Below are 20953 nucleotides of genomic sequence, written 5' to 3' on the forward strand. Positions count from 1 at the left end.
ATACATGCCGATCAACGTCCCCCATTCGCGTCCCACCCTGGTTCTGGCAGCTCTATTCGCAGCCTGCCCCGTGGCGCCCGTCCTAGCGCAGGAAGCGGCACCCCCAGCCCCCGTCGAAGCAACCGAGAGCGAGGAAATCACTGTAACGGCACAGAGCCGCGCTCAATCAATTGTTGAGACGCCGCTGGCGATTACCGCGATCAGTCAGAGCGCGATCGTTCACCGAAAGCTCGACGACATCAAGGATCTGATAACCTACACGCCGGGATTCTCGGGCAATTCCGATGACAGCTTTATTGACCAGCTCGCCGTTCGCGGCATCGTCTCCAACGACTATGGCATCGGTGGCGATCCGTCAGTCGGCGTGTTCAAAGACGGGGTCTACCAGGGCCGCACCGGCAGCGTCGTGACGTCGCTGTACGATGTCGAGCGCGCCGAAGCGCTACGCGGGCCGCAAGGATTTTTGTTTGGCCGAAACGCTATTTCCGGGGCGATCAGCGTTGTCACCAATAAGCCAAAGCTTGGGGCATTCGGCGGTCATGTCTACCTGGGTTACGGACAGAGCGACCGGAAAGAGGCGGAAATCGCCGTCAACTTGCCGCTTGGCGAGCATTGGGCTTTGCGCGTCGCTGGCTATCATACAGACTCCGACGGCTGGGTTGATAACGCGTTCACGCAGGAGACGAATGATCGCCTGATGGCGGAGAATAAGTGGGCTGGGCGAGGATCTTTACTGTACGACAACGGTCCTCTGCGCATTGTGGTCACAGGCGAGTATGAGCGACGCCGACAGGACGGCACGCCTTACCGCGCGTCCAATGACGACCGCGAAGTGCTCGATACGCTAGAGCAGGCGCTCGACACCGAGATCGTCGTCCGCGGTGGCCCTGATGACGTCGATACCGACCTTGTTAATCCGCGCGATGACGGTTCCATCCTTAGCGTCAACATGCAGGCCGATCTGGATCTCGGCTTCGCAACGGTCACCTCGATCAGCGCGCACCGCAGCCATAAGTTCTTCTATTCTGAGGATTATGATGGGACATCTCTGCTGCTCGGCAACTATACCCAGAACCAGAATGGTAGCTATGCAAGCCAGGAACTGCGGCTGGTCTCGCCCGGCGGCCGCCCATTGACCTGGTCATTCGGCTTGTCCGGGTACCGTGAGAAAGTTCGCGCCCAGTTTACCAACGAAGCCAGCGAAAGTGCGGTTTGCCTCGCCGGTTACGGTTACGCCGGTTGCGAGGAGCTCACCCAGGACCTTTACGGCATCGCCTATTTGACCGCCCCTGGCGGAATCTTGGTGGACATCAACCATGCACGCACCGTCAATACCGGCCTGTCGGCATATGCTGACGCAAACTATCGGCCGCTGCCGAAGCTGCAACTTGGCGTAGGCCTGCGCTACACGTGGGATCGCAAAAAGTTCGCGCTAAATGTCCTGCCCAGCGATAGCACGCTCGGGAATATTTGGACCTTCACCTACTATACCAACGGGTTTGTGGAGCGGGCGAGGTCATGGCAGGGGCTCACCCCACGCTTCTTCGTGCGCTACGAACCGCGTCCAGATCTCAGCATCTATGCCAGCGTAACGCGGGGCTACAAGGCGGGCGGGTTCGGCTCATTCACCGTCAACGCACCATCGCCAGTTGAGGATTATGGGCAGGTGCCGGCGGGTACGCAACCCGACGCCTTCGAGCCAGAGACGGTGTGGAGCAAGGAAGTTGGCATCAAGGGCGCGGTGCTAGACCGTATGCTTCAGTTTGACGTGACCGGCTTTCACTACGTCTACAGCGATCTACAGACCGTGTTCTTCGACACAGCCAGCCGCACGCAGCGCGTCATCAACGTTGGCCGAGTCCATGGCTATGGCGTCGAGGCGCAGGCAACGCTGCGACCTAGCCGCTATTTCGACGTAAACGGCAATATCGCCTATACGCGCACGGTGAAGCGCGGAGATCGGGATTGCACGCTGCGCGACTGCGGCGGTTTGCCAAACCCGACCTGGGCGTCGAGTGGGACTGCCACGTTTCGGTACCCGGTCGGCGAGGATGAAGCCTACCTTTCGGGGGAATGGTCCTACCAAGGCAAGGCCCGCCAAGCCTATGATTGGCGTGGTATAACGCGGCGCCAAGGCTCCACCACGGCCAATGTCCGCTTTGGCTACCGCTCTATGGGAGGCTGGGAGGCCAACCTCTACGTAGAAAACGTGTTCGACAGCCTCTATTATCGTGGCGCCGAAAATAACGGCGACCTCACCCCCGCGAATGTCTGGGGTGTTGCGCAGCCGCGCAACGCCGGACTGAACATAAGGTGGATTTTCGGCCAAGCACCGTAAATGTCGAATTCGCAAAAGGACGCGGCTGGACAGTAGCACAGCTGCTCTCTTTATCGGAACCGGCCTGGCGGGTCATCGGCCGTTGGCAATGTGGGTTGGTGGTATCAGCCTTGTCATGGCCGCGGCGAACGCCCGTCGAATACCAGATGCTGAAGAAAACACGGCAGCCGGTACGGCAAGAGCGCATCCTTTAGCCCAACGGATCGCTCCGGTGGCATTGGCGGTTTACGTTCGAAACGTGATCAACTTTCGCGTCTAAGCTGCTCGGATTGGGAACGGCAGGCCAATATCTCGCGTTGGCCCGGTGGAATTGGAGACAAGCGAGCAATGCTACTATTATGAACCGCTGGCCCGCAAAATTGTGGATCGTCCGGCACGGCCAAAGCGCCGGCAATGTCGCGCGCGACGCCGCTCACGCTGCTGCGATCGACCGTATCCCGCTCAACGGGCGCGACGTCGACGTGCCGCTCAGCCCGCTCGGCGAGGATCAGTCCCGGGCACTTGGACGGTGGTTCGCCGCGCTGCCCGCCAATGAACGGCCAGATGTTGTTCTTGTCTCGCCCTATCTGCGCGCACAAGATACCGCCCGCCTGATCCGCGAGCAGCGCGGCCTCGCCGACGAAGACGTGCCGTTATGCGGCGACGAGCGGCTGCGCGAGAAGGAGTTTGGCGTCCTTGACGGGCTGACTACCTCGGGCGTCTCTAACGTGTTGCCCGAACAGGCCGAATTTCGCCGCATCCTGGGTAAATTCTATCATCGTCCGCCGGGCGGCGAGAGCTGGTGCGACGTGATTCTGCGGCTGCGCTCGTTGCTCGATACGGTGTCGCTTCATCACGCCGACCAACGCGTGCTGATCGTTGCGCACCAAGTCGTCGTGCTGTGCCTGCGCTATATCATCGAGACGCTCGACGAGGAGGAGATCCTGGCGATCGATCGCGAGGGCGATGTCGCCAACTGCTCTCTCACCGAATATCACTGCGATCAGGGCAGCGGGAGGTCCGGGCGGCTGGCGCTCGAGCGCTACAATTACGTTGTGCCGGTGGAGGACGAGGACGTCCCCGTTACCCAGGCACCCGATGCGCCGGTCGCCGCACGAGCATGACGTTGCAACGCATCGACGCCGCCTGGTGCGCCGCGCACCCGCTGCCGAATCTCGGTCAGGGCGAGGATAAGGATGCGCGCGGCCAAGCTCTGGTGATGGGCGGCTCGGCGTTCGTGCCCGGCGCGTTGCTGCTTACCGGGGAGGCGCTGCTGCGCGTCGGCGCGGGCAAGGTGAAACTGGCGACGTTGGCGCAAGTAGCGATCGGCTTAGGGTTAGCCTTCCCCGAAGCCGCGACGATCGCGTTACCCGGAGACGCGGAAGGCGAGATCGCCGCAGACGCGCTGCCGATGCTCGACCGTCATCTCGACAGCTGCGATGCGTTGGTGCTTGGCCCGGGTATGATGCCGCGGCCGCATACCGCCGACCTGATTGCGGCGGTGATGGCTCTGGCCGGGGCGAGGGCTCCAGTGCTGCTCGACGCCGGCGCACTCACTTCGATGCGTGGTTGCGAAGCCGTGGTCAGGGCGCATCCCGGCCCGGTGGTAATGACGCCGCACCACGGTGAACTTGCCGCGCTGATGGGCATCGACAAGGATAGCGTCGCTGCGGACCCGGTCGCCGCGGTGCGCAATGCCGCCGCTGCTTTCGGCGCGATCGTCGTGCTCAAATCGAGCGAAACGCTCATCGCCGACCGGCAGGGCGCGTTGCTCGGCTACCAGAGCGCGGCACCGGGACTTGGCACCGCCGGGTCGGGCGACGTGCTTGCCGGCGTTATCGGCGGGCTGCTGGCGCGCGGCGTGGCGCCCCTAGTCGCCGCCGCCTGGGGCGTGTGGCTGCACGGCGAAGCCGGGCGCGCCGCGTCCGACACGATCGGCCCGATCGGCTTCCTTGCGCGCGATCTCTTGTCGCCCCTGCCGCGGCTGCTCGCGACGGAGCGATAACGGAACCGATCTCTCTTGCTGATGCCATTACGCCCAGGGAGGCACGTCTTGTCTCGGCGCTTCCTCAGGGTCGGGAATGGCAGTTCGAGCCTAACTGGGACGGCTTTTGCGATCGACGTGCGTGACGGCGACGGGGTCGTAATCTGGTCGAAATCTGGCAAGCCACTCGGCTGTTATTTTCCCGAGCTCGTCGCGCTGCTCCTGGCATGCAAAACGACACGCTTCGTGATCGACGGGGAGATTGTCGTGCCGCTCGCCGAACGCCTGTCGTTCGGCGCACTACAGGCACTCCACCCTGCCGCCCGTCTGATCGACCGCTTGTGCGCGCGAGACGCCGGCGCAACTGATTGTGTTTGACATGCTCGCCACGACGGACGGCGCGATCGAACACGAACCGCTGTCGCGGCGCCGCACCGCGCTCGGGCGCTTTCACCGTTACGAAGGCAATTGGCAGCTGCGGCTCTCGCCGATTACGCAGGACACCGCAGTCGCGGGTGACTGCTTGCGCGTGCCGGCGGTGCGCTTGATAGTGTCGTCGCCAAGCGGCGTGATCTGCCCTATCGGCGCGGCGAGCGCGCGATGGCCAAGATTAAGCAGGTGCGCAGCGCCGACTGCGTGTTGGCGCTATCGCACCAACGGCGACGGCAGTGGCATCGCCTTGTTGCTACTCGGCCTGATTAACGAGGCGGGGCGGCTCGATCACGTCGGCTTTACCTCGGGCATAGCCGCGGCCGAGCGCCCGGTACTGCTCGAACGCTTTAGGCTATTGGCAGGCGGCGCCGGCTATTCAGGCAAAGCGCCGGGCGGCCCGAGCCGCTGGGCTACCGCGCGATCCGAGCAAAGGACGCCGGTCAACCGTGATTGCGTCGTCGAGAAAGCCTATGATCAAGTCACCAACAATCGGTTCCGCCACGCCACACCACACGGTTACTCCGGTGGCGTCCGGACAAGAGCTCGGCGCAGTGCACGATGGAGCAACTCGTTCGCCGAAATCAGCCCCGCTGCGCTCGACACGCCGATCCCAGCCCGCCTCCGGCATGAATGCATCCAAACGGGGTGCGATGTGTTTGCGCTCCATGGTCACGCCACCCGGTAGAGCGCTGCGGTCGGGCGGCCGGCCGCCACTGGTGGCCGCTTCCGCCGGCCGCAACACCGTCGGCGATCACCACGGCTCAGCGTGGGGCATGAAACAGGACCGTAGCTAATGAAGTTTCCCTATCGCATCGCGCTCGTGCTTGGCGGCGGCAACGCGCTCGGCAGTTATCAGGCCGGCGTCTATCAGGCGCTACAGGAACGTGGGATGGACCCCGAGTGGGTGGTCGGCACGTCAGCCGGAGCGATCAATGGTGCCTTGATCGTCGGCAACAGGGCGGCGAACCGTCAGGATCGCCTGGCCGAGTTTTGGCGTCCGGACAGCGGACAGGGCGATTCAAGCTGGTGGTCGCCCTTTGAAACGCTTCGCCGCTCTGCTGCGGCGATTGGCGCGATGACCTTGGGCCGCCCGGGCGTCTTCGGCCCGATCGGGCCCCTTGGCTCTTGGTGGGACCTCGATCCAGTGGCCGCGGCGCCGAGCCTGTTCGATTCCAAGCCGCTAGCGCTAAGCCTGCAGCGGCTTGTCGATTTCGAGCTCTTGAATGCCGGTACTGCGCGATACACAGCGGGTGCCGTCGATCTGCAGACCGGCGAAGACGTCTTCTTCGACAGCGCCGACCTGAAAATTACCACGGATCATATCCGGGCAAGCGCCGCGCTGCTGCCCACCTTTCCGCCGATCCGCATCGGGGATCGCGTGTTTGTTGATGGTGGCTTATCGAACAATCTGCCGCTGGATCCCGTGTTGGGCGATCGGCCAAGCGACTCCGTTTTATGCATTGCAGTCGATCTGCTGCCGCTAGCGGCGGCTGCCCCCAACACACTGGGCGAGGCGATGAGCCGCGCGCAGGACCTGATGTTCGCCGCACAGAGCCGGCGGACGATAGAGCGCTGGCACAACGCCTATCTACACGACCCGGCGTTCGCGGCAGCTTCGGTGACGTTGGTCAGGCTCAGCTATGCGAATCAGGACAAGGAGGTTGCCGGCAAAGCAATGGATTTCTCGTCCACCTCGGTGCGCTATCGGTGGTCGGCGGGGTATGCCGATGCTGGTGCGATGCTGGACCGGATCGAACGCGGGCAGATCCCGACCGAACGACAGGGATTGACGATCATCGATATCCAACCCCGTCGAGCGCAAAAAACGAGCCTCTGAGACACGAAATCGCCGAACTCCCTTAGTATCCTAATCTGGTCTACAACGGACGTCAGGCTTCCATTATAAGGCGGTGCGCGGGATCAGGCGGCGTTCGCGATCAGGCGGAGGCCGGTCGGGTCACCGCTAATGGAGCCGATGCCTCTCCACAGCAGCGAGGAAGCGCGTTGAAACCTGCAATGCATCTCCGACGCCCGTGGCGAAACGCTGGCGGGGCTATCGCGCTTCATCGACTCACCAATGGCCATCTTTTCCCAATGAACAGCGTGTCCGTTGGGCCGTAGCCGCTAACGATAACGGTGACCGGCTGGGTACCGGTGATGGCGAAATGCCGCGTCGCCAGCTGGCTCGGTATAGAAGCTGCCCGATGCCAATGCCTTGGTTGCACCCGGCTCGGCAACGGCGCCATAGCCGAAATACCAAGCGCCCAAGACGACCACGACCGAGCGGTTGTCGCGATAAGTGTGAGCAGCGATGCGGCTGCGCGCAGGAACGCGAAGCTCGATCGTATAAGGGCCGGGCTTGGTCGGTCTCCAGCGAGGATTGCGGTGCGGATGCCGGCCACGCCCGAGGTTTCAGCACCACCAGCTCGCTGTTGAAGATCGGCGATTTCGCCGGGCGTTAGCCGCACCTCGGTTCTGTTCGTCGATGGACCAGCCAGCGCTGGCACGGCGGCGACCGCCAATAATGCGAGCGTCCACCTCATAGCTTGGCGTCCAGAAAGGTACGGACCGCCGCGACCGTTACATAAGGCTACTCTTCCATCAGCCAATAAATGCCCACTTAGCTCATATGTTCGGGCGGCATTTGTTTGTTCGTTCGTCTAGCGGCTGTCACGACCAAAACCCGACATTCGTGGCGCCTTTTCGCCCCCCCCCAACTCCGGCCACACATCTGTCGCGATCCAACCAAGCTAAAGCTTGGTGCCGAAACCCAGTCTTACGAAGCGTCGTGACCAAGCTGACCGCTGGCTGCGTCAAGATCTCGAAGATCACGTCCTCGTGTCTCGCGTCCGAAGCAGGCAACGAACCCCAGCGACATGGCTGTTGGCACCATTACCATCAGCGACGATACACCCATTGACAGGACGACGCCGCTGATAGTCAGGCCCTGCGCTAACAGCCCACCCCCCTTTGTACAGGCGGCGACCCATCCGGTCGCGCGGCCACGCACGCGGAGCGGGAAGCTTTCCGCAGAATAGGGCAACACAATCGCGATGATTCCATTTGTGCCAACGATCAGCAGCGCGACCGGAACGACGGGACTGCCAGTCCCCGCCAGCTCCAGCCGCAGCACCAGCAGCAGTCCCGCCAGCGTCACGGCGATCATCGTCACGAGCGCCCACTTGGTGCTCCACCGGCTGTACATCAGCGCCGCAAGGAATACGGTTGGAAACGCGATCAACGCGCTTTCGGCCAGCAGACGGCTCGATACACCAACCGAATAACCTTTAGCAACGAGATCTGCTGGCAGCCACAGCAGCAGTCCAAAGTTGATGAGCCCCCACGACAATGCGCAGATGGTAAGCGCCGCCAATTTGCCGTAAAGTTTCAGCCCGGTGAGCATGTGCGATCCGTGCTTCTGAGCGACCACGGGCGCACTCGCCGTTCGCGCCGTTGCGCCAAACTTGCGCATCACCACCTCGGCTTCTGCCACCCGGCCGCGGGCCAGTAGGAACCTGGCCGATTCAGGGATAAGCGCGCCGAGGAGGACTAAGGTCAACCCCGTCGGCAAATTGGCGAGCCAGAGGATTCGCCAACCGAAGATCGGTTGCAGCATCGCGGACATGCCACTGGCCGCGAAATAGCCGCCAACCGCACCGAGCCCGCCGACCAGGACGAGGCTCCAGCCGCGATGGCGGTTCGGCATCATCTCGGCAAGCAGCGCATAAGTCACTGGCAGCATCCCCCCGGCCGCCGCACCCATCATGAAGCACATGCCAATGTTCCAAGCGAGGCTTGGCATCGCACCGCAGATTGAGGTGCCAACGAACATTACCGCCGACAGCAAGATCGACGCCTTGCGTCCATAGACGTCGGCGATCCAGCCCCACAGAACCGATCCCGTGACCGTGCCCGCAAGCGCGAAGAACGGCACCAGAGAAACCGTCTTTTTGGGCACGCCGTACTCACTGATCATCCCGGGAACGGTAAAGCCCAGCGAGGCTGGCTTCATCACGTCGATCACCAACGCGATGACTAGCACCGTCATCAGACTCCAGTGCGCGGCGCTGAGCGGAGCGTCCTCAGGCGCGGCAACCACGATATCCGCAGCCGCCGCGCGCTGCGCCGCCACGTTACGCGGCAACAGCCCGTAGGCGGCTAGTAACGTCCCAAGAACGATCATCACCATGCCGGCGAGCATCGTGCCGTCCATCGGCATGCCCGCCAGACGGTAATTCATGGTCCGCGCCATCGCAAACATCGGCAGGTGCGCGCAGACGCCGGCCGTCACAGCGATGCAGCCTAGCACGAACGCCCAGACCGCCTGACGATCGGACAGCGTGCTGTTCAATGCCCGCATTTATGCCCCCCCTGTGACCAAACCTACGTGACACTTTCTAGGTGAGCCAAGGCCATTGGTCTACGATCCCAGTGAGCTACTACCGACTGAACTCGTCCTGGCGACAAGACCCTTATCCCGGTCATTCAGAGCGACCTTGCGCTTCCCGAAACCGGACGCTCGTTCAGTAGCGGCGCGCCCAATCGAATCAATATGACCATCGTGACACTGGCATCCGGCAAAGCAGAAAAGCTGTGAGCCTCAGGCCGGGCTGGACATTATTCCACCGGTCGTTGACGGTGCCCGTGCGGGAACAGGATTTGGCTTTGCGAGTGTGATGGGGCACGTAACGAGCGATACTGCCGGCGGGCTGCTCGCTGTCTTCGATACGCACCGGCTGCAATTGCTGGGCTTTGCGCGGCGGTCCGGCGCGATGCATGACGCCGAAGACATTATTCAAGACGTGTGGTTGCGTATTCAGGCGGTCGATCGGCCGGTGGGGGATCCACTGGCGTATCTGTATCGCGTAACATACACGGTATTGCTCGATCGGCGGCGCGGCGAGCGGCGCGCGAGCAATCGCGATGGCGACTGGCATGCAGCCGAAAGCGGTCCCTGGCCGGGCGCATCAGAGGCGCCCGCGTCGGACCGGATACTGGTGTCCCGCGAGGCGCTCGCCGCGGCGCAGGCGCGGCTCGCGGCGCTAGGCGAGCCGATCGTTACGATCTTCCGACGCCATCGGGTGGACGGCGAGACGCAGCGCCATATCGCCGCCGATCTCGGCCTGGGGTTGAGCACGGTGGAGAAATATCTACGGCGGGCTTATGCCGCCTTACTCGAGTTGAGGGGCGACAAGGATGAGGCATAAGCGCATCCGCGGCGTCTTGGAATCATGGCAATGAACCGGCAACAGCAGATCGAGCAGGAGGCGCTGCACTGGCTGACCCGCGTTAATGACACGCTGTTTGCCGACTGGACCGCGTTTTCCGAGTGGCTGGCGTCCGATCAGGCGCATGTTGATACCTATTGGGCCTTGGCCAACCGCGATGCTGCGCTCGCGGCGATGCTGCGCGAGCGGCCGTCGATTGATCTCGTGACGCATCGCTGGCGACCTTTAGTGAGGGCATGGCGCGTCGCCGCGCTGGCCGTGGCAGCGGTCGCGGTCGCGACGATCGGCCTGCGCGAGTTTACTGCTAAGCCAGCTGCGGTGGCGTCCGTACTGCAGACGCTACCGGGCAAGGCGCGGACCGTGCGGCTAGCCGATGGCAGCACGATCGCGCTGAACGGTGGCACCCGGCTCGTGCTGGCCTCGGCCGATGGTCGTACCACGCGGCTCGAACACGGCCAGGCCACCTTTACGGTCAGACACGATGCGGCACACCCCTTCACAGTGTCCGTGGGCACGGCGATCGTGCGTGATATCGGCACGGTGTTCGATGTCGTGCGGCGCCCATCCGGCCTCGAAGTCGCGGTCTCCGAGGGCCGGATCGCGTATCGCGGTGCCGGCGGCGCGGTCGAGCTCGGCGCGGGGCAGTCGCTGACCGAGCGGGCTGGGGTGGTGACCGTCGCGCGGCAGCCGGTGGCGCAGATTGGCGGCTGGCGCGCCGGGCGATTGAGCTATCAGCAGGCACCGCTGGTCGAGGTCGCCGATGATCTCGGCCGCGCGCTGGGCATCCCGATGATCCTCGATCCGTCGCTCGGCGCGGTAAGCTTCAGCGGCAGCATCCGGGTGCGCGGCGATGCGGAGACAATGCGGGTGACGCTTGAGTCATTGCTCGGGGTGCAGATCGACCAAGCGGGCCACGGCTGGCGGATACGCGCTGCGACAGCCGCGCCTTGATCTTGGCTGCCGCCGTCGCTGCCCTGGTATCGCCACCGATCAGCGTAAGCCGGCCCGAGACTGTATCGCGCCAGCGGGTAGCCTTTGATATTCCGGCCGGTACCTTGGGTCCGGCGCTGAACCTGCTGGCGATCCAGGCGGATATCGATATCGCGCTGATCTCTCCGGCGCTCGCCCCTCGACCGACTCGGGCGATCCGCGGCATGATGACGATCCGGCAGGCGCTGGCGCAGCTCCTGCGCGACAGCGGAGGGGCAGCCACGGCGGTCGGGCCGTCGGCCTGGCGCGTGGAGCGAAAGCGTGTGCGGCAGGCGCCTCGCCCGACCCCACCGACGAGCCCGGAAGATCGCACCGATATCGTCGTTACCGCCGCCAAGCGATCAACGCGTATGGCAGACTATCCGGGCGTCATTACGGCAATCGACCGGGGGGCGTTGGAGCGCTGGAATGCCACCGCGGACACGCAAGCGATCGTCGATCGGATCGCCACGATCGATTCGACCCAATTGGGCGCGGGCCGCAACAAATTGTTTATCCGGGGCATTTCAGATTCCGCGTTCATCGGTCCGCTACAGGCTTCGGTCGGCCAATATCTGGGCGATATCCGTCTGACCTATGGCGCGCCGGACCCCGACCTCGCGCTGATCGACCTGCAATCGATCGAAGTACTGGAGGGGCCGCAGGCGACGCTGTACGGCTCTGGATCGCTGGGCGGCATCTTCCATGTCGAGCCGCGACCACCCGATCTCGCTCGCGCAGCGGGGAGGGTGACGCTCGGCGCATCGCTCACCGCGCATGGTCAACCGGGCGTGGACGGGGCCACCGTCCTTAACCTGCCGGTCGCCACCGATCGACTCGGGCTTCGTTTGGTCGGCTATGCCAAAAGCGAGGGCGGCTATATCAACGATGCGCTGCGCCAAGTGGACGACGGCAATGATGTCGAAACCATCGGCGGGCGGGTAATGCTCCGGCTGCTGGCCGGCGACTGGACGGCGGATGCCGGCGCGGTGGTGCAGCGCCTGTCTGGTGCCGACAACCAGGCGGCCGACGCCGCGGGCCCGCCGCTCACCCGCACCAGCCAGATCGCGCAACCCTATCGCAGCGATTACACGCTCGGCAGCCTGACGGTCCGGCGCGATTGGGATGACCTGCAACTGGTCTCGGCCACTGGCCTGTCGGCGCAGCGTCTGGAGGAGCGCTACGATGCATCGGAGGCCGCGAACGACGCGTTGTCGGTCGTCGATCAACAGGCGCGGTCCAGCACTTTCTCTAGCGAAACACGCCTGGCCAGCCGCGCTTTGGGGGAGGCTAGCTGGGTGGCGGGAGTGGCGCTCGCTGCCAACCGGTCGACGATCCGGGCCAACCGTCAGCATAGCGACCCGGGGCGCACGGCCGAACGGACGCAGCTGCACAATCGCGTGTTCGAGGCGGCGTTGTTCGGCGAAGCCACGCTGCCGATCGCGCGCAGGCTGACCCTAACGGCTGGCGCGCGGGGCAGCTATACCAGCCTGTCGGGCTATTTCCGCACGACAACCGACATAGCCGACGCCGGGCCCGTAATAAGCCGCAACCCCGCGCAGCATCATGTGCGGCTGCTGCCGAGCTTCGGCGCCACGTGGCAGATGGCGCCCCGGATCGGCTGGTTCGCCCGCGCGCAACAGGGCTTCCGCGCCGGCGGTAGTACCGCATCGGGCAGCAGCATCCGGCACTTCCGCTCGGACACGCTGTCGCTCCTGGAAGTGGGCCTGCGCGTGGGTGCGGCGGATACCGCCTTGCGGCTGGAACTGTCCGTCGCACACGCGCGCTGGCGCGATATCCAGGCCGATTCGGTGACCGAGGGCGGCGCACCGATCACACTCAACATCGGCAATGCAACGATCGAGTCAGTGGCAGCCAAGGCGACCTGGCGGCCGGCGTCGTGGATCACGCTGGATGGCGGCATGTTCGTCAACCGCAATCGGTTGTACAATCCGGACCTCAATGCAATCATCGTGGTCAACTCACAGTTGCCCAATGTCGCACCGCGCGGGTTCAACGCCATTGCCGTGCTGCAGGCGGGATCAGTGATGGGGGGCGACCTTACGCTGACCGGCACTTGGCGGCGGGTCGGAGCATCGCGGCTCGGCACCGGGGTGCAGCTCGATCAGGCACAGGGCGACTATTCTAACATCACTTTGTCCGCCCGGCTCGGGACTGCGGCGCGGGCCGTGTCGGTGCAGCTCAGCAACCCGCTCGACAAGGCCGGCAATCGCTTCGCGTTGGCGACGCCGTACCGGCTCTACGATCCGCAAGTCACACCGCTGCGACCGCTGACGGTTCGCCTAGGGATTGAGGCCCGCTTCTGAGATCGCGTCTCCCGCGAAAAATATCGTCATCAAACCGTAAGGTGTCCGCGCGCCGGCGGCGTCCACAGTTCAATGCCGAAATATCGGCGAACACCAGGACATCATCGGGGGTCAGCTCGTGCCATCAGATCGTTTCACCATCCATTCCGCCCTGCAGGGTAGCCCCGTTCGCGCCGGGCTGCGGCTCAGCACCGCGCTTGCCGGGGTTCTGTTTGCTTGTGGCACCGCCCAGGCCCAGGCCCAAATCGATCCGCGCGAAACGTGCGGCGCCCCGGTCGACGGTGTCGTCAATTGCGCGGCCGATCCGGCCGCCTATCCCGATGGCATCGCCTATATCATCGACCCCGTCGAACCGCTCGACCTGACGATCAATTTCGATCCCGCCGCGGTCGTTATTGCGCAGGGAACTCAGGGGCTTGCCGCAGGCAATCTTAATGGCGGCGTGACGGTCAATGCCGGTGCGAACGATTTCCAGACAATCGGCGATTCGGCGACGGCGATCTTTTCCGCCACACAGTTCGGCAACATCACGATCCATGCCGGCAACGTCACAACCGATGGATACGGATCCGCCGGCATTGTCACCAGCACGAGCCGCGGCACCACCACGATCGATGCGGGCGACATCTCGACAAGCGGCGACCGCGGCGTCGCCGCGTTCGTGCTCAGCACGAGCGGCGACGTCGTCATTGACCTGGCCAACGTGACGACGCGCGGGGCCGAGGCCAACGGCATCGAGGTGCTCGCCTATAACGGCCACGTCTCGGTCACGGCCGATACCGTCGCGACCTACGGCTTCCTATCGGACGGCATCAATACGCTCAATTTCGACGGCGAAAAATCGACCACGATCAATGTTGGCGATGTCCTCACCATCGGTGACGAATCGCGCGGCATCTATGCCGGCGGGGTCGGCGATATCGCGATCACTGCGCACAGCGTGGTCACCTATGGAGCCTACAGCTCGGCGATCGACAGCCTGACAATAACCGGCAACAACAGCGTCAGCGTCGGCGAAGTGTTCACGGCGGGCACAGGCTCGATCGGCGTGCGCGCGGAAAGCTATTACGGCAACGTGCATGTCGATGCCGATACGATCGAGACCCGTGGCACTGGCGCGCTCGGCGTGTTCGCGCATTCGCTGACCGGCGACGTCGATGCTGATATTGGCTTGGTCGTCACATCAGGTGCCAACGCTGCTGGCGTCGTCGCCTATGCCAATTACGGCACGGCCACCGTGTCGGTCGGCGAGGTCCGCACCGGCCGCGATTATGCCGGCGGCGTGTTCGTCGCTGGTGGCGCAGGAGCGACGCTCGACGTCGGCAAGGTCGTCACGTCCGGCTATGGCTCGACCGGCGTGCAGATCATCGCCGGCAGCATCTACAGCGGCCCGCAATCGTACGGCTACCTGTTCGGCGATGCCGCGCTGACGGTCGGATCGGTAGAAACGCGCGGCAATGCAGCAATTGGCATCTCGGCCACGGCGCTCGGCAACGCGTCGATCGACGCGGGCAGTGTCCTGACGGTCGGCGACTATTCCGACGGCATCAATATCTCGTCGGCGCTGGGCAATTCGACGGTCGAGGTGGACCGCGTCAGCACGAGTGGCTTCCATGCCAACGCGATCTACGGCGTGGCGCAGCAGGGCGACCTGAAGATCACCGCCGGTACGCTGACGACCTCGGGCGAGAACGCCCAGGGCATCCGCTCGTTCGTCTCGCAGGGCGGCAACACCGAAATCGTCATCACCGGCGCCATCGAGACCAGCGGCCGCCTATCGCGCGGCATCTTCACCGTCTCGGCGACCGGCAACGTGCTGATCACCAACAAGGGCTCGATCACCACCACCGGTGATGAGGCGCAGGGCATCCGCAGCAACGTCCTCAACGGTATCGCCACGATCAACGGAGGGACGATCAAGACCAGTGGCGCGGCGGCGATCGGCATCGACGTGTTTTCGGTGGGTGACGGCAATACGGGGATCACCGTCAACGCCGACAAGGTCACCACCACCGGCGCGAACGCGCACGGCATCTGGGTGCGCAACCCGATCGATGGCGTGATCGGGACTTCCCTGCCGACCGCAATGTTGGCGGCGCCGGCCGTTGCGGCGGCCAAGGCTGCGGCCGATGGCTACGACCAGGACATCCGGGTCATCAGTCGGACGGTTGCGGTGACCGGCCAAGGCGCGGTCGGCATCTTTGCCGGCGGGCGTGAGAACGTGTTCATCGACTCCACCACCACCAGTTCGGCCACCGCGGCGGCGATCCAAGTCAATGCGCGCGCGCTGGCCGACGTCACCATCCGCGGCGTGACCAGTGGCGCCGGCGGCGGCGCGGTCGACATGACCGGCGGCGACGCGACGCTGCGCGTGCTGGTCGGTGGGAGCATCACCGGCGCGGTCGACGGCGTGCGCATCGCCGCGCTCGGGCCATGCGACTATACTGAGGACGAGTTCGGCAACGTCACGTGCCCGACGCCCGTGCCATCCCCCGGTCTGATCAAGATCGACAATGCCGGCACGATCACCGGCGGCACAGGCTATACTGTCTCCGCCACAGCCGGCACGGTCACCTTCACGAATACCGGACGGATCAACGGCGCGATCAAGTTCGCGGGGGGCAACGACCTGCTGACCAATGCCGGCATCTTCGCCGCCACCAAAGACAGCGATTTCGGACTCGGCAACGACCGCTTCGTCAATACTGGAACCTTGCTGGTCCGGCCCGGCCAATTACAGGCCGGCAGCGTGACCATGCTGGGGCTGGAAAGCTTCGACAATGCCGGTACGATCGACTTGCGCAACGGCGTGGCGGGCAACGTGCTTACCCTGCCGGGCGCCTATATCGGTCGCGCCGGCATGCTCGCGCTCGACGTCACCGCGGCCGGGCTAGCCGACCGCCTGGTGATCGGTGGAGTCGCCAGCGGCACCACCAGCATCGTGATCAACCCGATAGGCGGGAACGCCACGTTATTGGCCAAGCCGATCACCGTGGTATCGGTGGGCGCAGGTTCGGCGGCGAACGCCTTTACGCTGGGCAACGCCGATGCCGGGTTCATCCGCTACGGCCTGACCTACGATGCGGCGACGCGCAATTACGCGCTGACCACGCAGGCCGGTGCATCGGTCTATCGTCTGCTCAAGCTGCAGGAAGCGGCACAGGCATTGTGGCTCAAGTCGGCGGACAGCTGGACCGCGCATATGGCGGATCTGCGCGACGCTCCGGCGCCGGGCCGCAAACTGTGGTTCCAGGCCTCGGGCGGGGTCGAGACGCGCGACGATAGCAATGCCATAGCCGGCTATAATCTTGGCCTGCGCCAAGACTATTACGGCGGCGAGATCGGTTATGACGTGGTGCAGGCCGACGATGCCGGTGGTCTCTCGGCCGGTATCCTAGGTGGCTATGTCAGCTCGAAAGTACGCTTCAAGCAAGCCGCCGAGCGGGCGAGCATCGATGCGGCCAATATCGGCGGCTATGTCGGGCTCCGCTCCGGCGCCGCGTTCGCCAACGTGCTAGCGGAGTATGATCGCTACTGGGTATCGGCTTCGAATTTGGGGCAGGACTGGTCGGATCGCCTCCAGGGGCAGAGCTATGGCGCCCAGGTAGAGGTCGGCGTGCGGCTCGGCACGGGCGTGCTGTTCATCGAGCCGGTCGCCACGCTGGCGTGGCAACGCACCAGCCTGGACGATCTTGCAGCGCTCGGCCAGACGATCGACTTTGATAAAACGTCGGGGCTGCGCGGCAAACTCGGCGGTCGTATCGGCGGCACGAGCGACATCGCCGGTACCCGCGTCGTCTTCTATGGCGGGGGCAGCTATGCGCACGAGCTCAAGGACGGAAGCGGCCTGCGCTTCCTCAGCGGCGGCGTGACCGAGCGCATCGCCGACCGGCGCGGCGGCGATCATGGCGAGGGCGTGCTCGGCCTCAACATCGGCGACCCCGCGCGCGTGTCGGGCTTTCTAGAAGGCAACGCTACCTTCGGCGGGGAATATAGCGGCAGTGGCGGCCGCGTCGGCATCCGGATCGGACTGTAGCACCTTGGGCCGGCTGTGCCGGCCCATACCTCTAACGAGGCCCCGATTATATGACCCATATCCGGCCTTTCGAACAACCTAGCCCGCTCCCAAACCGGCTATCGATTAATCTGAATGTTCTGAAGCTGTGGCCCCACCTGGGGCAACCCGTCCCCGCCTCCGGAGTTACTAAGTGCCAGACAAAGGAGATTCGCGATGGCCTCGCCCCCTACCAAGACTGACGAGAGCAACGCTGCGAAAATTGCGCGCGGTCTTGTGGCCGGCGTGATCGCGGGCGCCGTCGCGTCCTTTGCGATGGACAGGTTTCAGGCGGCGGCATCTCCGCTGCTGCCGTCGGGAGGGGGCGACCTCGAACCGGCAACCGAGAAATCGGCCGACGCCGTCGCGACGGGCATCACAGGCCATGCGATCCCTGACAGGGACAGACCGCTTGCCGGGCAGGCGGTTCATTATGCGGTCGGAATCGCCCTGGGTACCGCTTATGGTATCGCCGTGGAATTCCGCTCCTTGGTCGCCTCCGGCTATGGCACGGCCTTCGGGCTATGCACCGCGACCATATTGGATGAAGCCGCGGTCCCCGTGACGGGGCTTGGCACCGCGCCGTGGGACGCGGGGATCGCAAGCAACCTCTATTCCTATGCCTCTCACCTCGTCTTTGGCGGCGTGATCGAGATCGTTCGCCGGCAGGTCGCGGGCACGCTAACGCCGCACGAAGTCGGCTAAGCCCGTCTACACGAGAGGCATCGACCACCCACCGTCGGCCGCTCAGGACGGCTTTTGGCTCTCTAGAACTGGCCATCCGTACATAATCTACTCGCCCGAAGTAGAAGCCGTTGAACTACGTTGCCATCGCCCGCTGCCAATAGGCGGATCGCATTATAAACGCCAGGACGAGGTTCTAAGAATTGGAGGCGAAGATGCTCTTGCTAATGCTGCTTCTAGCCGCCGCCGTGCAAGCAGACGTGCCCCCGGTCCCTGGCCTGTGCACTGCTCCCGTACCAACTGACCGCGAGATGCCGGGTTGCTACCAAGCCAGCGAACTTGATCTCGCTGCCGCGCCGGTGAAGCTTTACTGGCATATCCGCGAATACCCGACGCTTGCGGACGCTAGCGCGGAGGCTTCCAAGCACCGTTAGGCTACCGTCGCCGCGGCACATGTCCGAAATTGGCTATACGTATTGGGCGACGCCACGGAGCCGACAAGCGGCGCTATCAAAATAGCCGCGTCGGCCCACTGGTATTGCCTGATGGTCCAGCGATTGCCCATTTCTCTGAAGCGATCTTCCCCCCGGAATGAAAACCCGCATACACTCGCATCCGGGACCCGAGGTCTTCTACATCGTGGCGGGCGAGCAGTGCATGGAAACGAACTCCGACAAGCGGATGATCCGGACCGGCGGCACCTACATCGTGCCCAGCGGCATTCATCTGCAGGCTGCTCCCAACGGCCGTAGGAAACTTCGTGCTGATCATCAAAGCGGCGGCTTATTGGCTCAAAGGTTGACGGGGGCACTCCAACCATGGCGTCGCCCCGCCCGGCTTTTCGACAGGAGTTTTCCGCTTTGTCGGTGAGAACAGCGCGTCGGTCCGCCAATGCACTGTGGCGCGTGTGCGGGCTGTTCCGCAGCTAACGACGTATCAGCGGTGAGCGCGGGGACACCACCATGTTCGCATCGAATCTGGCGTCCGCTTCCCACACCACTTTTTTTGCCGGGCACATAAGCACGAGGCAGTGCCCGCCTCGGATGTGAGTAGATTCTCCGCATTCGCCTTCGAGCCGAAGATTTCAATACTCACTCCGTTCGACGTACTTAGGCGTCGATCGTCTACAAGCCGACGGGTATCCCGGAGCCACCTCGCCGACGGCGCCTAAAACCTCGCCTGACGGTGTGTTACTCCAACCGCCGTCTAGGACGACACCCGGCTTTAGTGAGCCGTAATGCCGAGGGACTTGCCCGCTGTTAAAGCCGTTGACTACGCTTTAGCTGTGATGAGCCAAAACTGGCGCAGTCAAGCCGGCGCTGCCAAGCTCGCGTTCCGCTTGCGCGAAACCGTAAGAAGGCACGATGTCACCGTCGCGCTGCGAAATATCTCTCCAATGCTGAATCACCTGGCCGCCGGTATCGACGCAGCCGCCGATATAACGCCCTTGGGACAGGGTCACGCTCGCCGTTGCGAAATGCCCGGCACCGGCACACAGAATGGCGCGCGAGGGGGCGTCGGCATGCACCAATGCCAGCAAGCCGGGGCTCACGAAGGCAGGGTCGAGCAAGGTCAGACTGTCGTCGGACAGCACCCCCTGAGTCATCTGGGTTGCCGCCGTCGGTGCCAGGGCGTTGACGCGAATGTCGTATTTCTCGCCTTCGATCGCCAGCGTCTGCATCAGCCCGACCAGCGCCATCTTGGCCGCGCCATAGTTCGTCTGGCCGAAATTGCCGTACAGGCCGGACGATGACGTCGTCATCACGATGCGGCCATAACGTTGCGCACGCATGATATCCCACACTGCCTTACTGCACACCGCCGCACCGATCAGGTGGACGTCGACGACGACGCGAAAATCGTCCATGCTCATCTCGGTGAAGCTCTTGTCGCGCAGGATGCCGGCATTGTTGATCAGGATATCGATCCGGCCCCAGCGCTCCATCACCGTCGCGACCATCGCCGCGACGCCCGTTTCATCGCTGACCGACGCCGCGATCGGCAGCGCTTCGAACCCGGCGGCGACGATCTCGGCGGCGACGCGCTCCGCCGCTTCCTGCCCGAGGTCGTTAACGACGACGCGTGCACCCTGGCTTGCAAGGTACAGCGCGTGCGCTCGGCCCAATCCCCCACCGGCGCCCGTAACGATGGCAACGCGACCTATCAGCAACATCATTTTTCTCCTTATCAACATATATTTCACTATCCACATAGTGAGTATCTAATTTGGCAACGCGCGGGTTGCTGCGCCGGACGATCAGGCGGGAGCGGCTCTACCTTGACAGATGGCGCGGAACCCGCCGGCCATGAACAGCGCCATATGCTCCTTGGCAGCGAGGAAATCCTCCGAGCGGCACAGGCCACCCGAGAGCTTGTCGATCCGCCCGGTTCGCGCCAGCGTCAGCATCAGCGCGCCGGTGACGAACTGATAGCCCCAGAAGATGCGGTCCTCGGGGCAATCGGGCAGCGCACACTTGAGCAGATCGAGCAACCGCAGGACGACAGGATCGAAATGCTCGTCCATCAGCTCCGCGCCCCATTCGGGCGTGTTGGCGACCTGCGCGCCTAGCGCACCGTAATTCTTCCAGCTCTCCCCGCCCTCGATATACAGATCGAGATCGGTATCAAGGAACGCGTGCAGCGCGCCTTCGACCGTCGGCCGGTCGCCGCACGCCACGGCATAATCGTCGAGCGCCTTCATCCGGCGCTCGCTGGTCACCGCGGCGCGCCGCGCGAACACCGCGTCGAACAGGTTCTTCTTGTCCGAAAAGTAGTAGTTCAACAGCGTGTGATGCACGCCGACGCGCTTGGCCACGTCGGACAGCGCCACGCCGTACAGCCCGTGTTTCGAGAACAGATATTCCGCCGCGTCGAGAATCTGCTCGGTCTTTTCGGCGCGCTGCTCCGCCTTGGTCGAGGGTCGGGACGGTTTCGTCGCTTTTGGCACACGCTGGCTTT

14 protein-coding genes and 1 pseudogene are annotated in these 20953 nt (G+C 63.9%); 12 read left to right on the plus strand and 3 right to left on the minus strand.

The features are described from left to right. Window positions 1–4: 4 nt before the first annotated feature. The 6 genes from U1739_RS13210 to U1739_RS13235 all read left to right on the plus strand — a co-directional run bounded on the left by U1739_RS13210 (window position 5) and on the right by U1739_RS13235 (window position 6570). Window positions 5–2338: a TonB-dependent receptor gene (locus U1739_RS13210; RefSeq protein WP_332708809.1), complete on the plus strand. Its 2334-nt coding sequence runs from the start codon at window positions 5–7 to the stop codon at window positions 2336–2338. A 338-nt stretch (window positions 2339–2676) separates the two neighbouring features. Further along, window positions 2677–3441 (plus strand): histidine phosphatase family protein, encoded by a 765-nt coding sequence (locus U1739_RS13215; RefSeq protein WP_332708812.1) that lies wholly within the window; start codon window positions 2677–2679, stop codon window positions 3439–3441. Continuing rightward, entirely contained in the window at window positions 3438–4322 is an 885-nt protein-coding gene (locus tag U1739_RS13220) for an NAD(P)H-hydrate dehydratase (RefSeq protein ID WP_332708814.1), read from the plus strand. Before U1739_RS13215 ends, U1739_RS13220 begins: the two co-directional genes overlap by 4 nt. Before the next feature lie 117 nt (window positions 4323–4439). Then, window positions 4440–4679 carry a DNA ligase-like domain-containing protein gene (locus tag U1739_RS13225; protein WP_332708816.1) on the plus strand — a complete coding sequence of 80 codons (240 nt, stop codon included), beginning with the start codon at window positions 4440–4442 and terminating at the stop codon, window positions 4677–4679. A 1-nt stretch (window position 4680) separates the two neighbouring features. Then, the gene (locus U1739_RS13230; RefSeq protein ID WP_332708818.1) at window positions 4681–5418 is read left to right on the plus strand and encodes a hypothetical protein; all 738 of its coding nucleotides are present in this window, start codon (window positions 4681–4683) and stop codon (window positions 5416–5418) included. 135 nt (window positions 5419–5553) lie between these two features. Next, entirely contained in the window at window positions 5554–6570 is a 1017-nt protein-coding gene (locus U1739_RS13235) for a patatin-like phospholipase family protein (RefSeq protein ID WP_332708820.1), read from the plus strand. Between the two features lie 939 nt (window positions 6571–7509). On the opposite strand, the gene U1739_RS13240 is transcribed toward U1739_RS13235, so the two are convergent. Continuing rightward, entirely contained in the window at window positions 7510–9093 is a 1584-nt protein-coding gene (locus tag U1739_RS13240; RefSeq protein ID WP_332708822.1) for an MFS transporter, read from the minus strand. A 316-nt stretch (window positions 9094–9409) separates the two neighbouring features. Here U1739_RS13240 and U1739_RS13245 point away from each other — a divergent pair, with 316 nt between their 5' ends. The 6 genes and pseudogenes from U1739_RS13245 to U1739_RS21215 all read left to right on the plus strand — a co-directional run. Continuing rightward, window positions 9410–9940, plus strand: coding sequence for an RNA polymerase sigma factor (locus tag U1739_RS13245; RefSeq protein WP_332708824.1), 531 nt, complete (start codon window positions 9410–9412; stop codon window positions 9938–9940). 30 nt (window positions 9941–9970) lie between these two features. After that, on the plus strand, window positions 9971–10912 hold the full coding sequence (locus U1739_RS13250; protein WP_332708826.1) for a FecR family protein: 942 nt from the start codon (window positions 9971–9973) through the stop codon (window positions 10910–10912). Next, complete coding sequence (locus U1739_RS13255; protein ID WP_332708828.1) at window positions 10909–13257, plus strand: TonB-dependent receptor; 2349 nt, start codon at window positions 10909–10911, stop codon at window positions 13255–13257. The genes U1739_RS13250 and U1739_RS13255 overlap by 4 nt, the downstream gene beginning before the upstream one ends. Before the next feature lie 118 nt (window positions 13258–13375). Further along, entirely contained in the window at window positions 13376–17293 is a 3918-nt protein-coding gene (locus U1739_RS13260) for an autotransporter outer membrane beta-barrel domain-containing protein (RefSeq protein ID WP_332708830.1), read from the plus strand. 195 nt (window positions 17294–17488) lie between these two features. Beyond that, the gene (locus U1739_RS13265) at window positions 17489–18016 is read left to right on the plus strand and encodes a DUF1440 domain-containing protein (protein WP_332708832.1); all 528 of its coding nucleotides are present in this window, start codon (window positions 17489–17491) and stop codon (window positions 18014–18016) included. 567 nt (window positions 18017–18583) lie between these two features. Then, a pseudogene (locus U1739_RS21215) lies at window positions 18584–18865 on the plus strand (hypothetical protein); the annotation flags it as partial. A 409-nt stretch (window positions 18866–19274) separates the two neighbouring features. Here the strand turns inward: U1739_RS21215 and U1739_RS13270 are convergent. After that, entirely contained in the window at window positions 19275–20168 is an 894-nt protein-coding gene (locus U1739_RS13270) for an SDR family NAD(P)-dependent oxidoreductase (protein ID WP_332708834.1), read from the minus strand. Window positions 20169–20252: 84 nt separating this feature from the next. Next, on the minus strand, window positions 20253–20942 hold the full coding sequence (locus tag U1739_RS13275; protein ID WP_332708836.1) for a TetR/AcrR family transcriptional regulator: 690 nt from the start codon (window positions 20940–20942) through the stop codon (window positions 20253–20255). Window positions 20943–20953 lie beyond the last annotated feature (11 nt).

It is taken from the genome of Parasphingomonas puruogangriensis, assembly GCF_036663635.1.
Classification (GTDB): domain Bacteria; phylum Pseudomonadota; class Alphaproteobacteria; order Sphingomonadales; family Sphingomonadaceae; genus Sphingomonas.

What these genes read in the sequence shown, in the direction of transcription:
- U1739_RS13210 (WP_332708809.1), top strand. Translation starts at nt 5, where the DNA reads ATGCCGATCAACGTCCCCCATTCGCGTCCCACCCTGGTTCTGGCAGCT.
- U1739_RS13215 (WP_332708812.1), top strand. Translation starts at nt 2,677, where the DNA reads ATGAACCGCTGGCCCGCAAAATTGTGGATCGTCCGGCACGGCCAAAGC.
- U1739_RS13220 (WP_332708814.1), top strand. Translation starts at nt 3,438, where the DNA reads ATGACGTTGCAACGCATCGACGCCGCCTGGTGCGCCGCGCACCCGCTG.
- U1739_RS13230 (WP_332708818.1), top strand. Translation starts at nt 4,681, where the DNA reads ATGCTCGCCACGACGGACGGCGCGATCGAACACGAACCGCTGTCGCGG.
- U1739_RS13240 (WP_332708822.1), bottom strand. Translation starts at nt 9,093, where the DNA reads ATGCGGGCATTGAACAGCACGCTGTCCGATCGTCAGGCGGTCTGGGCG.
- U1739_RS13245 (WP_332708824.1), top strand. Translation starts at nt 9,410, where the DNA reads ATGGGGCACGTAACGAGCGATACTGCCGGCGGGCTGCTCGCTGTCTTC.
- U1739_RS13250 (WP_332708826.1), top strand. Translation starts at nt 9,971, where the DNA reads ATGAACCGGCAACAGCAGATCGAGCAGGAGGCGCTGCACTGGCTGACC.
- U1739_RS13265 (WP_332708832.1), top strand. Translation starts at nt 17,489, where the DNA reads ATGGCCTCGCCCCCTACCAAGACTGACGAGAGCAACGCTGCGAAAATT.
- U1739_RS13270 (WP_332708834.1), bottom strand. Translation starts at nt 20,168, where the DNA reads ATGTTGCTGATAGGTCGCGTTGCCATCGTTACGGGCGCCGGTGGGGGA.